This is a genomic window from Candidatus Sphingomonas phytovorans (assembly GCA_029202385.1).
Lineage (GTDB): Bacteria > Pseudomonadota > Alphaproteobacteria > Sphingomonadales > Sphingomonadaceae > Sphingomonas > Sphingomonas phytovorans.
Window position 1 is genome coordinate 1,924,294 of record CP119314.1, and the last position, 10,432, is coordinate 1,934,725.

At 63.3% G+C, this 10,432-nt stretch carries 17 protein-coding genes; 4 read left to right on the forward strand and 13 right to left on the reverse strand.

Features of this window, described 5'->3' with window-relative positions:
- Positions 1-61 precede the first annotated feature (61 nt).
- The 4 genes from P0Y59_08920 to P0Y59_08935 form a co-directional block, all read right to left on the reverse strand.
- Positions 62-706 carry a hypothetical protein gene (locus P0Y59_08920; protein WEK01777.1) on the reverse strand — a complete coding sequence of 215 codons (645 nt, stop codon included), beginning with the start codon at positions 704-706 and terminating at the stop codon, positions 62-64.
- A complete protein-coding gene (locus P0Y59_08925; protein WEK01778.1) occupies positions 703-975 on the reverse strand; it encodes a helix-turn-helix transcriptional regulator in 273 nt (90 codons plus the stop codon). The genes P0Y59_08920 and P0Y59_08925 overlap by 4 nt, the downstream gene beginning before the upstream one ends.
- 204 nt (positions 976-1,179) lie before the next feature.
- Positions 1,180-2,511, reverse strand: coding sequence for an SPASM domain-containing protein (locus P0Y59_08930; protein ID WEK01779.1), 1,332 nt, complete (start codon positions 2,509-2,511; stop codon positions 1,180-1,182).
- Positions 2,512-2,709 carry a hypothetical protein gene (locus P0Y59_08935; protein WEK01780.1) on the reverse strand — a complete coding sequence of 66 codons (198 nt, stop codon included), beginning with the start codon at positions 2,707-2,709 and terminating at the stop codon, positions 2,512-2,514. It lies immediately after the preceding gene.
- A gap of 429 nt (positions 2,710-3,138) precedes the next feature.
- Here P0Y59_08935 and P0Y59_08940 point away from each other — a divergent pair, with 429 nt between their 5' ends.
- On the forward strand, positions 3,139-3,441 hold the full coding sequence (locus P0Y59_08940; protein ID WEK01781.1) for a hypothetical protein: 303 nt from the start codon (positions 3,139-3,141) through the stop codon (positions 3,439-3,441).
- A gap of 44 nt (positions 3,442-3,485) precedes the next feature.
- On the opposite strand, the gene P0Y59_08945 is transcribed toward P0Y59_08940, so the two are convergent.
- From P0Y59_08945 to P0Y59_08975, 7 genes are all read right to left on the reverse strand, one after another.
- Positions 3,486-3,905 (reverse strand): DUF1801 domain-containing protein, encoded by a 420-nt coding sequence (locus P0Y59_08945; protein ID WEK01782.1) that lies wholly within the window; start codon positions 3,903-3,905, stop codon positions 3,486-3,488.
- Between the two features lie 124 nt (positions 3,906-4,029).
- A complete protein-coding gene (locus tag P0Y59_08950; protein ID WEK01783.1) occupies positions 4,030-4,461 on the reverse strand; it encodes a DUF1801 domain-containing protein in 432 nt (143 codons plus the stop codon).
- Between the two features lie 7 nt (positions 4,462-4,468).
- On the reverse strand, positions 4,469-4,687 hold the full coding sequence (locus tag P0Y59_08955; protein ID WEK01784.1) for a hypothetical protein: 219 nt from the start codon (positions 4,685-4,687) through the stop codon (positions 4,469-4,471).
- A gap of 43 nt (positions 4,688-4,730) precedes the next feature.
- Positions 4,731-5,141 (reverse strand): SRPBCC domain-containing protein, encoded by a 411-nt coding sequence (locus tag P0Y59_08960; protein WEK01785.1) that lies wholly within the window; start codon positions 5,139-5,141, stop codon positions 4,731-4,733.
- Entirely contained in the window at positions 5,138-5,461 is a 324-nt protein-coding gene (locus tag P0Y59_08965; protein WEK01786.1) for a metalloregulator ArsR/SmtB family transcription factor, read from the reverse strand. Before P0Y59_08965 ends, P0Y59_08960 begins: the two co-directional genes overlap by 4 nt.
- A gap of 164 nt (positions 5,462-5,625) precedes the next feature.
- A complete protein-coding gene (locus P0Y59_08970) occupies positions 5,626-6,108 on the reverse strand; it encodes a hypothetical protein (GenBank protein WEK01787.1) in 483 nt (160 codons plus the stop codon).
- A 155-nt stretch (positions 6,109-6,263) separates the two neighbouring features.
- Positions 6,264-6,848: an isochorismatase family protein gene (locus P0Y59_08975; protein ID WEK01788.1), complete on the reverse strand. Its 585-nt coding sequence runs from the start codon at positions 6,846-6,848 to the stop codon at positions 6,264-6,266.
- Positions 6,849-6,910: 62 nt separating this feature from the next.
- On the opposite strand from P0Y59_08975, the gene pncB reads away from it, so the two are divergent.
- Positions 6,911-8,215 (forward strand): nicotinate phosphoribosyltransferase, encoded by a 1,305-nt coding sequence (gene pncB / locus P0Y59_08980; protein WEK01789.1) that lies wholly within the window; start codon positions 6,911-6,913, stop codon positions 8,213-8,215.
- Between the two features lie 317 nt (positions 8,216-8,532).
- Positions 8,533-9,018: a hypothetical protein gene (locus P0Y59_08985; protein ID WEK01790.1), complete on the forward strand. Its 486-nt coding sequence runs from the start codon at positions 8,533-8,535 to the stop codon at positions 9,016-9,018.
- Here P0Y59_08985 and P0Y59_08990 read toward each other — a convergent pair.
- Positions 9,015-9,218 carry a hypothetical protein gene (locus P0Y59_08990; protein WEK01791.1) on the reverse strand — a complete coding sequence of 68 codons (204 nt, stop codon included), beginning with the start codon at positions 9,216-9,218 and terminating at the stop codon, positions 9,015-9,017. The two genes, P0Y59_08985 and P0Y59_08990, sit on opposite strands and share 4 nt — an antisense overlap.
- Before the next feature lie 40 nt (positions 9,219-9,258).
- Entirely contained in the window at positions 9,259-9,975 is a 717-nt protein-coding gene (locus P0Y59_08995; protein WEK01792.1) for a DJ-1/PfpI family protein, read from the reverse strand.
- Between the two features lie 125 nt (positions 9,976-10,100).
- Between P0Y59_08995 and P0Y59_09000 the strand changes: the two genes are divergently transcribed.
- Positions 10,101-10,430, forward strand: a complete 330-nt coding sequence (locus tag P0Y59_09000) for a hypothetical protein (protein WEK01793.1) — start codon at positions 10,101-10,103, stop codon at positions 10,428-10,430.
- The last annotated feature ends 2 nt before the right edge of the window (positions 10,431-10,432 follow it).

A 10,432-nucleotide genomic window follows, 5' to 3' on the forward strand; every position in this document is an offset into this window, starting at 1 on the left:
ACGGGCTCGATCTCCGGGGCGGTGCTCCCGAAGTTCCGGCAAACAAAAGCGGCTGGAATATCTACCCGGGCTGTTCGCTGGCGGCCGCGGGGAATAGCTGGGCGTGCCACCGCGCCACCATCGAGACGGTTGCAAGCTCGATCGTCAGCACAGCCCCCTGGAGCAGCGCCTGGGTACCGTTGAGGAAGAGCACGCTCATGAAGAGGATAAGCGTCGCGGCGGCGGCCGCCATGAACATTGCCAGGCGCGTGACACCGCTCCAGTCGCGTTCAAGCATCAGCCAGGCGATGCGAAGATGCCCGAGGCCAATCAACAACTGAAGAAACGCAAGCGAGGGGATGGCGGCCTGATAGACCCCACGCAGAAGGGCTTCATGCGCGCCGCCTTCAAGCAGCGCGCCGGAAAGCCCGCGCTGTCCCGGATAGAGATAGGGCAGTCCGAGCAGCGCGCATCCGATCTGAAGCGCGGCCATCGGGATCATCAGGCCGAGTACCAGCGCGTAGCTCGTCAGGACAAAGCGGCCTTGTTCCCGCGTCAGCAACTCGCGCCAGGCCGCCACCAGGCAGCCGGTCGCGAACAGCAGCGGTTTTCCTTCCACGATCGCTGTCTCGAACTCGATGCGCATCGCCGCCGACCATTCGCGCCGGCTCTCGTCAAGGCAACATGCGGCCAGGGCCATCACGGCGCGCGCTACAGCGGTCTTCATGCCAGCGCCCTTCCCGATGGAAGAGTCTCGCCGTCATCGGGCATCTCCAGCGCGAGCGCCAAGCCAGCCGCGGTCAATCGGTAGGCGTGCCGGGCAGGCCGGCCAGGCTGCGCCGGCTCGCGCCACTCGGCCTCGACGAGCCCCTGGTCGGTCATCCGCATCAACAAGGGATAGAGCGTTCCGGACAAGAGGCCGGTCTCCTTCATGAGATCATATCCATGCCGCCATTGCTCTCGCTGCCCTGACAGCGAATCGAGGAGGATGCGCATCTGCTTCGACGGTTGTCGTTTTCGGGCCATGGCTCAATACAACATATGTAGATTTAAGAGTCAAACCGGGTCGCGCGATGGGACCCGAACGACCCTGGGCGCGCCAGCAGCTATGGCGCGCAACATGTCCTTTCCGCATTCTTCGCCGAGAGCATGGAGCGCGGCAGCAGAACCCTGTCCGCGCGGCGGCCCGAAAGCCGGCAGTCAATAAAGCAGCTTGCGGATGCTCGTATCGGGGCCGAACTGACGATAGACCAGTTCGTCGAACATATATTTGAAAGGCGGGCACTGCTTGCCGTGGAAATTGCGGTTGAGGTCGCGCACTTTAGGACAGCTGCCCATGCAGGTCGGCAGCAGCGCACAGGCACGGCACTCGCTGTCGTCAAGCGGGTCGCGCTCGCTGAGCGGGCTTTTCGCGAGGCGCGGCCATCCCGCCGGATCGTCGAGCCGACCGATGCAGCGCCCGTCATTTTCGAGCTCGGCCCAACATTTGTAGAGTTCGCCTTTCGCCGACACCACGAACGCGTTGATCGAATCCACCTGGCACACGCCAGTGAGGCTCGGCGTCGGGGCCGCGTGCGCGATCGGCCAGCCGTTTCGCGCGCAGACCGCGATGGCGTGGGACTTGAACTGCGCGAACTCGCGCGCGGTAAGCACCGTCGCGGCTGTCGGCTGACGGGAGAAATTCTCGACATGCGCAAGATCGACCTGGATACGGTCGAGCAGCCCCTCGGCATCCAGTTCGCGATACAGGTCCTCGAACCGGTCCTGATTCGAACGATCGACATTCATCCGCACCAGCACCGCCATCGACGCGGGAATATGGCGGATGTTGGCGACGATCTTGGCGAAGGTGCCGCCCCGGCTCCGTTTGAGGAAACGACGCGAATCGTGCACCTCGGCCGGTCCGTCGAGCGTGATCTGCACGTGCGAGACACCGCAATGATCGAGCATGGCGCAGGTCTTGACGCTCAGCCCATATCCGTTCGTGATAATGTTGGCCTTATAGGCCCCGATCGCGCCGCTGCGCTCGCGTTCCTGGAACATACCGCTCAGCCGCTCGATCACCGCGAGCCCCATCAGCGGCTCGCCGCCAAACCAGGTCACGCTGAGCGCCGGGGATGGCCCGGCCGACTCGCAAAGGCCATCGGCGAACGCGACCAGGCGATCCTGGACAGCGACGCTCATCATTCCTTTGACATGCGTTTCGAAACAATAATCGCAACCGAAATTGCAATCCATCGTCGGGGTGATGGTCAGATGCGGCGCGTATTTGTTTTGCCGGGCGGTGTTGAAGGCGATGCCGACGGATTCGACCTCGTCGATCTGGCGGTCGACAGCGAAACCTGCCTGGTGGAGAATGTCGCCATCCTCCGCCAGCACATCGCCTGAGCGGATAGCGCCGTAGAGCGCGCGCAACCGATCGTCGAGGACCAGGTAATTTCCCGTCGCCGTATTATAAATGGCCTCGAACGCGTCGCCATCCCGCTTCACCGCAACGTTGAACACAGACGCGGCGAGCGTAGCGGAGGTCATTCAATTGGACTGTTTTTCAAGCGGCGAGCATCCCGGAGAGCTGAAATCCATGCATTGCGACACGGGATCGCAGCTCAGCATCTTCGGCTTGCAAGTGATCGTATAGGCGTCGCACTCATCACTCGAAGCGACCACGTTCTCGATCAGGCGACGCGCATGCTCGTTATTGTATGAATCCGCATTTTCCGCATCACTCATGGTTTATCTCCAGGCGAGTCGAGTACCGAGTGAAGATGCATCGACTCTTATACGATCGCAATTCAATTGTTTTGCAGTCACTGCACGGTCCTTTCCCGAATGCGCAAATGACGAAGGGGGTTCTCATCGGAATAACGCTCCGGGTACGTCTCGATGAACAAGGGAACTATGGTTTTTGATCCGATTCTGAGCTTTCGATAGGCACGAAATTCCAACCCCGGTTACCGGAACAAGAACGCGGTCCATCATCGCAACCTGATTGGAATCACCATTTCTCCGCTGAGCTGATCAAGTCGGGGAGCCCGACGCCGCCAATTCGGCCCAGTCCCGCCTTGCCCCAGCACCAGCCAAAGCGCTCGCTCGTGCACGTGACGACTCGCGCCCGGGAGCAGCGCCCATGTCCGATATCTTTGAATAATGAGATTTTTGATGAGCCTGCTCGGCGGCCGGAAGCGCCACAGCTCACAGCGGGTCGTGTCGAGCGAGCAAGCCCTCGGGCATCCGCTGGAAAGCACCGCGCGCGCGGCGATCAAGCGCGGTCGATATCGAATCTACGGTTCGGATGAGAGCCGCGCGACACTTCTTGTCGTGGGGACGCCAAGCCTCATCGTGACGGTATTTCGTTGTCCCGCCGATGATGGCCCGCAAGAGTCGCTATCAATCCAAACCATTGAAACGACTTATCTGACGGGGTTCGACCTTCACGAACAACTCGATCCACTTTGGGGCTGACCGTCCGGCGCGATCCCGGCGATCTCGGTGACCACATATGACCTTCATTCGCCCTTCCGGCGTCGGGCGGGGCGACCGGTCGACATGTTGAGCGCCACCGCCGCGCGAACGAGCGTCTTCAGCGCCTCTTCGTCGACCTTGTCACCCTCGTGGAAATCGATCGCGCGCCTGACATTGCCATCGAGGCTCGAATTGAACAGGCCCGACGGGTCCTCCAGCGCGGCCCCCTTGGCGAAGGTCAGCTTCACGACATTTTTGTACGTCTCGCCAGTGCAGATCATGCCTTCGCGCTCCCACACCGGAACGCCGCGCCACTTCCATTCCTCGACCATATCGGGTTCGGCCTGCCTGATCAGGCCGCGGAGCCGGCCAAGCAACTCGCCCCGCCAGTCGCCCAGTTCCCTGATCCGCGCATCGATCAGTTGGGAGGCGGAGTCCCCGCCTTCTTCCTTCGAACTGGTCATCCTCTTCTCCATGATCGTTGTCGCCCGAGAGCCCCCGGGTTGCTCACATCCGTTCGAGTGCAAAGGTTGCTCACATCCGTTCGCGTACTAAGGTTGCTCACATCCGTTCGCGGGCAAAAGTTGCTCACATTCGTTCGCCGGGCAATTGACTGGCCTGCCTCACCCAGTCGGCGAGTTGCTGCTCATCGAGGTCGTCACCCTTGTGGATATGAAAATAGCGCGTGTCGTTGCTTCTGGATTCGCCGGGCGGCACCGGGTCCAGCGACGTGCCGCGGAAGAAAGCCAGCTTCACATATCGCTTGAAGCAATGGATTCCGAGGAACCAGCCCTCACCCTCGCCCCCGTATAACGGCGAGTTCCATTTGACTGCCTTGCGCACGCCGGGAACAGTTCGCTCGATCAGCGCGTCGAGGCGGCGCCCGACCTCGCTTTTCCAGTCAGGCATGGCCGCGATATAGGCCTGCACCGGAGCATCCCCCTCGCCCTTCGCGATCTGGGGGTTGCCCCCGGCGAGGAGAGACGGCGCGGCGGCGTCGCCCTTCGATTTGTCGGCCATTCCGCCACTACCCGACGGCGCGCCGCCCGCCGCGCCATCTGGCGGCGTAGGGCAGCACGAACATGTACAGGCCGCTGAACAGCAGCAGGAAGAGCGGGAGCAGCGGCGAATAGACGATCCAGGGCGGCGGTGTCCCCAGCGCCATGGCGACGAAATTGGCGATGACGGTCGCCGTGAAGAGGATGGACAGCCAGCGATGGCCTTGCCGAATCCATGCGTTCAACATGTACAGAATCTCCGTCGAAGGATGGCGCCGAAACGCCGGGGCGTCAGTCCATCCGCGCCAGGAGCTGTTCGAGATTGCCCAGGAACCGGGGCCACCCCGCCTTCGCACCGAAATAAGCCTGTTGCTGATCCGACTTGAAGCCCGACTGCTCCATGCGCAGGCGCGTCCCCGTGTCGGTCGGGCTGAGAGTCCAGGTAACGACGCTCTCGAGGCCAAGACCACCCCAGCTATAGGACAGAATCCTGTTCGGCTCGACCTCAAGCACCCGGCAATCGACGCCACCCCAGTCGGCGCTGAAATGGAAACGATGGTCCACGATTGGCTTGATATCGCCCTTCATCAGCCATTCCCCGATCAGGTGCGGTTGAGTGAGCGCGCGCCAGATCTTTTCCGGCGGCCACGCTATCTCGCGTTCGACGGTGACGGTGCGCGTTTCGGTCGCGGTATCGTTCATTGATCCATCCTTCTGAGCAAATCCTCGAGATCGTCGAACCGGCTCTGCCAGAAACCGGCCATCTGGCTCGTCCAGTCGATCAGCGGGGCCAGGGCACCGAGCTGCGCGCTGTAATGCGTCTGGCGACCGTCCGGCCGGTCGCGCACCAGCCCGGCCTGTTTCAGGACCCCGAGATGCTTGGAGACGGCAGGCTGCGAAACGCCGGCACGCGCCGTCAACGCCCCGACCGTCTGCTCGCCGTCACGGCACAGCCGTTCGAAAATGGCCCGTCGCGTCGGATCGGCGAGCGTCCGAAAGAGTATGTCCTGAGTGTCGGGCATCCGGTATCGATAACTTCCTGGCTATTGATCAATCCATAACCATTGAGATATGAATGAGTCAAGTGGGCACAACTAGCCCTGCCACGGAAAGCGAACGCTGCGCACCACGGACGGCCAGTCACATAACCAGTAATGAATAGGTCCAGGGCGCCCTCGGGCTCCTGCTATTTGGCCGTGCGCCCCAGCGACCAGCGAGAAGCCTTGCCGGGACTGACATCGGCCCTGGCCAGGGTATCCTGACGCGCACGGCTGCCGTCATGCAGCTCGCGTTCGCCCGCCAGATAGTCGCTCCGTTGCCCCTGCAGGCTCGACGCCGTCATCTGCAACGCACCCCGGACCATCTTGATCGTGGCGAAATGGCGGTCGGCATAATCGTCGTCGAACCTCGACCAGTCGACATCGCCCCACAGGCGGTCATGGTCGAGGAATTCGGTGAGCTCCTGCTCGGGCAGTCGCCCGAAAGCGTCATGATATTCCTGGAACGACTCGATCAGGGCCAGCGCCTGACCGCCAACGTCCCGCGCCTTGCCGGCGCCGCGCGACACGAGAATGAGGTTCGCCGTCAGTTCTCGAACCGCGGAGGCGACTGCCATCGCGGCCGCCTCCTGCGCGATGACTGTTTCGGAGCGTTCACTGACCAGCTTCATGTAGCGCCCTTCACCCGGCCGGGCTGTCCCGCCGCGATTTCAGGATGATGATAGCGCAGGCGTCATGGCCGTTCCAAGGGCGGGCATGGGCCGTCGGCATCCCAAAGCGGCACGATCCCGTCCACAATGGTGCAAGCGAACGTCGTCAATCGCTCTCACGCGAGAGCCACGGCGCGCCCTGCGAAGTCGTCGGCCAGGACCTGCTCGATCGGCCTGGCGATGCCACGCGTGAGCGCTTCGGGCACGGTCACGCTTAAGCCGCGGTCGACAAGGCCGTCGATCGCCCAGCGCACGCAATAATCCGCCGCCACGCCGATCACGATCGCTTCGCCGACACCCGATGCCTTCAGGTCACGGAAAAAGGCCTCGCGATCGACCGGCGCGCCACCGCCGATCGGCTCCACCGTAAGCCCGTCCTCCTCCCACATCGCGAACACGCCCTTTTCCAGCCGCCAGACCGGGATGGCCGGGTCGACCCGGCCAGCATCGAGGACATTGTGCCATCCGGCGGTCTCCCGGATGCAGTGGATCGGGAATTCGGCCGCTTCCGGCGACGACGGGTAGGTGTCGGCGAAATGCGTATCGAAGGTGAACAGCACCGCGGCGGTCTCGTCGGGACTCAACGCTCCGAGCCAGGCGTTCATCGGCGCGACCAGCGCATCCGCTCCGCCGACCGCCAGAGCGCCGTCGGGGTTCATGAAGTCGGCCTGGGTGTCGACGACGATCACGATCTTCTTCATCTCACGCTCCGGCGGCATTTGTGGGGGTAGACGCTCGCGGCTTTTGCCGGAAAAAGGTTGCCATGGTTCTGACCGACATCGCGACACGCTCCTACAATCACGGCTGGCGGCTCGACCCGATCGTGCGCAGCCTGCTCGACACCGACTTCTACAAGCTGCTCATGCTGCAGATGATCCGGCATCTCCATCCGGATGTCGAGGTGACCTTCTCGGTTCTCAACCGTACCAGGGCGGTCAGGCTCGCCGAGTTCATCGACGAGGCGGAATTGCGCGCCCAGCTCGATCATGCGCGCACTGTGCGGTTCGGCAAGAAGGAGCTGATCTGGCTCGCCGGCAACAGCTTCTACGGCAAGGAGCGGATGTTCGCGCCTGATTTCATCGCCTGGCTCGCCGATTTCCAGCTGCCGCCCTATGAGCTCAGCATCGTCGACGGCCAATATGAGCTTCGCTTCGCCGGGCCCTGGACCCACACCATGATGTGGGAGATTCCGGCGCTCTGCATCATCAACGAGCTGCGCTCGCGTACTGCTCTGCGCAATCACGACCGCTTCGAGCTCGACGTCACCTATGCCCGCGCCAAGGCACGCCTGTGGGACAAGGTCGAACGGCTGAAGCAGTTGCCCGATCTTGTCCTCTCCGATTTCGGGACACGGCGACGTCACGGCCATTTGTGGCAACGCTGGTGCGTCGAGGCGCTCAAGGAAGGACTCGGCGACCGCTTCATCGGCACGTCCAACGTGCTGCTGGCGATGGACGCCGATCTCGAGGCGATCGGCACGAACGCGCATGAGCTACCGATGGTGGCGGCCGCCCTCTCCCGCGACGATGCCGAACTCGCCACCGCGCCCTATCGCGTGCTGGAGGAATGGCGCCAGCATTATGCCGGCAACCTGCTGATCGTCCTGCCGGACGCTTTCGGCACGACCGCCTTCCTGGCCGGCGCGCCCGACTGGGTCGCCGACTGGACCGGTTTCCGCCCGGACAGCGCGCCGCCGATCGAAGGCGGCGAACAGATCATCACCTGGTGGAAACAACATGGCGTCGATCCCCGTACCAAGCTGCTGATCTTCTCCGACGGCATGGATGTGGACTCGATCGAGCGCACCTATCGCCATTTCAACGGCCGCGTTCGCATGAGCTTCGGCTGGGGCACCAATCTCACCAACGATTTCCGTGGCTGCGATCCGCATGGCGGCGCCGGGCTCGAGCCGATCTCGCTCGTGTGCAAGGTGACGAGCGCCAACGGGCACCCGGCGGTCAAGCTCTCCGACAACCCGGCCAAGGCGACCGGCGACCCCGCCGAGATCCAGCGCTATCTGCGGGTCTTCGGCGAAGCTGGCCGCGTTGCGAGCGAGGTGGTCGTTTAGGACCGGATCGACTTTCACAACCGGCCGCCCAGGAAGATGATTCGCGCGGAGGCGCGAAGGACGCTGAGAAAGTCGGGCCTGCGGCTCAGGCGGTTTGCGACTATAAGCACGTGGTGATCGAGTTCACATCAGCTCGGCGTCCTCCGCGCCTCTGCGCGAATCCTTCTCTTTGCTGCAACCTTGCCAACGTGAATGTCGCTCCGACTTAGACGTGACAATGATCCACGACATATTTCAGTCGCCGCAGAACGGCGTTCCCGCCACTTTACGGGCCTTTAATCCCCTATCGGCTACTCGCTCCCGAACAAGCGAGCGGCATGGATCGAAATGCGCTCGGCTATACGCAGTCGATCCGGTGGGGAAATATCGTGCCACAACCATTGTCGATCCGCCTGTTCGCGCTGCTGTTCGGCTTCTCCGTCATCCTCTCCGTCACGCTCGCGCTGTACACTGCGCGATCGATGGCCTTCGGCTTTCCGATCGCGCCTGAGGCAGCCGCGACCCTTGCCGGCAGGATCCTGGCGATCAGGATGTTCGGCGCCGCTTTCGCCTTGTCGCTGATGCTGCTCGTCTTCCTGTTCAAGTCGCGCTCAGCGCGCGGCGCGCTGGTCGCGCGATGGGTGCTGGGCGTGGTGACGAGCGTCGCCTTCCTGCGCAGCATCGGAATCGTCGATCCGGTCAATGATGGCGGCACGGCGGCGCTGGCGGTTTCGCTCGTCCAGCTGACCATTGAGGCGTTTGCCATCCTCCTGCTCTATGGGGAGGACGCGGCCGACTGGTTCGATGTGCGGGTCTGGCGCTAGCCGTCGATCAGGTCGAGATACGCCACCACATCATTGTCCGTCGCCAGAAACAGGCCGCCCTGAACCTCTTCCGGCTGGGCCGCGGCAATGGCCATGGCCTCGCCGAGCGGGCCGTAGAACAGGGTCGAAGCCCCTCCCCCGTCATCACCATCGGACAAATGATAGAGGCGCACGGATACGCTGTCGGAAGTGGTTCGCATCGCCGTTAGATGCGGCGCGTGAGGGCCCGCTGCAACCCCGTCAGCAGGGAATGCAGAGCGGGATCCTATCCCCGGCGGTATCCAGCGGACACTCGTCGGTGCCGGGGATCGCACCGCCGACCGGCGGGCAGGGATAATATTGAGTCGTGAGCTGGACCTGCTTGGCCGCCTCGGTTCCCTTCAGCAGTTCGATCAGTCGCAACGACTCGTCGAGCCCGGAGGATATGCCGCCGCCAGTGAGCCGGTCGCGGTCGAGGTGGTAGCGCGGATAGCCCTCGACCACCTTCACTCCCTGGTAGCGCTTGAGGCACGGGATGAAGGCCCAGTGAGTCGTCGCCTCATAGCCGTCGAGCAGCCCCGCCGCCGCCAGCAGCATCGCCCCTTCGCACACGGAAGCGACCAGAGGCGTGACCGCCGCCTTGTCGCGCAGGAAGCCAAGATAGGTGTCGTCCTTCATCAGCACGTTAAGCGCGGCCGGGTCGCCGCCTGGCACCCACAGGGCAGCATAGTCCGGGCTCGCTTCGGCGAACGTCGTCAGCACCTCGAAACGGAAACCTTCGCGAAAGCAGTGCATGCGGCTCTCCGCCGCGACCAGTTCGACCTCGAACCCCGCCCAGGTGAACATCTCATACGGACCGGTGACGTCCAGCATGTCGACTGAATCATACACCGGCATGCCGATGACCGGCTTGCCGCTGTCTTTTCCTTCCCCATGACCTTCCATCGCCGCATCCTCCACCCAGCCCGGACGCAACATAGCGCGTCACCCGGCGGAACCGATGCTGTGATGACGCCATATCGGGGCTTTTTGCCGTCGCCGAAGACTGCAAAGCGCTCCATGATGCCGTCGACAGCCGCTTACGCGCCGCGGATCGCTGCCGCTTGAGGAAAGGGCGTTGCGTGCCGGAGGAAGAGAGCCGTTGCGACGAAGATGAATCCGGCCCGCGCCGCCGCCTGTCCGGCGAGCGCCCGGGTCTCCTGCTGATCGGGCCAGCCCTGTTCGTCCTGTCGGCATCGCCGGTGCAGGCCGCTGGCCCCGGCCAGCATCTTGTCGAACTCTGCACGGCCGAGGGCATCTCCTGGATAGCCCTTCCCGACACCGGCCAGTTTCCGCCGGAAGATCCCGCCAAGGCGAACAGCCACGCCGCCTGCGCCCATGTCCTCCGCCCCCGCGCCGTGCTGCGCCCTCACCGGAATCGTGCTGAAACCTGATT

Excerpts from the sequence above, each read along its gene's own strand:
- P0Y59_08925 (WEK01778.1), bottom strand. The coding sequence starts at position 975 with ATGCGCATCCTCCTCGATTCGCTGTCAGGGCAGCGAGAGCAATGGCGG.
- P0Y59_08940 (WEK01781.1), top strand. The coding sequence starts at position 3,139 with ATGAGCCTGCTCGGCGGCCGGAAGCGCCACAGCTCACAGCGGGTCGTG.
- P0Y59_08920 (WEK01777.1), bottom strand. The coding sequence starts at position 706 with ATGAAGACCGCTGTAGCGCGCGCCGTGATGGCCCTGGCCGCATGTTGC.
- P0Y59_08935 (WEK01780.1), bottom strand. The coding sequence starts at position 2,709 with ATGAGTGATGCGGAAAATGCGGATTCATACAATAACGAGCATGCGCGT.
- P0Y59_08955 (WEK01784.1), bottom strand. The coding sequence starts at position 4,687 with ATGTTGAACGCATGGATTCGGCAAGGCCATCGCTGGCTGTCCATCCTC.
- P0Y59_08985 (WEK01790.1), top strand. The coding sequence starts at position 8,533 with ATGGATCGAAATGCGCTCGGCTATACGCAGTCGATCCGGTGGGGAAAT.
- P0Y59_08965 (WEK01786.1), bottom strand. The coding sequence starts at position 5,461 with ATGCCCGACACTCAGGACATACTCTTTCGGACGCTCGCCGATCCGACG.
- P0Y59_08930 (WEK01779.1), bottom strand. The coding sequence starts at position 2,511 with ATGACCTCCGCTACGCTCGCCGCGTCTGTGTTCAACGTTGCGGTGAAG.
- P0Y59_08975 (WEK01788.1), bottom strand. The coding sequence starts at position 6,848 with ATGAAGAAGATCGTGATCGTCGTCGACACCCAGGCCGACTTCATGAAC.
- P0Y59_08960 (WEK01785.1), bottom strand. The coding sequence starts at position 5,141 with ATGAACGATACCGCGACCGAAACGCGCACCGTCACCGTCGAACGCGAG.
- P0Y59_08945 (WEK01782.1), bottom strand. The coding sequence starts at position 3,905 with ATGACCAGTTCGAAGGAAGAAGGCGGGGACTCCGCCTCCCAACTGATC.
- P0Y59_08995 (WEK01792.1), bottom strand. The coding sequence starts at position 9,975 with ATGTTGCGTCCGGGCTGGGTGGAGGATGCGGCGATGGAAGGTCATGGG.
- pncB (WEK01789.1), top strand. The coding sequence starts at position 6,911 with ATGGTTCTGACCGACATCGCGACACGCTCCTACAATCACGGCTGGCGG.
- P0Y59_08990 (WEK01791.1), bottom strand. The coding sequence starts at position 9,218 with ATGCGAACCACTTCCGACAGCGTATCCGTGCGCCTCTATCATTTGTCC.
- P0Y59_08970 (WEK01787.1), bottom strand. The coding sequence starts at position 6,108 with ATGAAGCTGGTCAGTGAACGCTCCGAAACAGTCATCGCGCAGGAGGCG.
- P0Y59_08950 (WEK01783.1), bottom strand. The coding sequence starts at position 4,461 with ATGGCCGACAAATCGAAGGGCGACGCCGCCGCGCCGTCTCTCCTCGCC.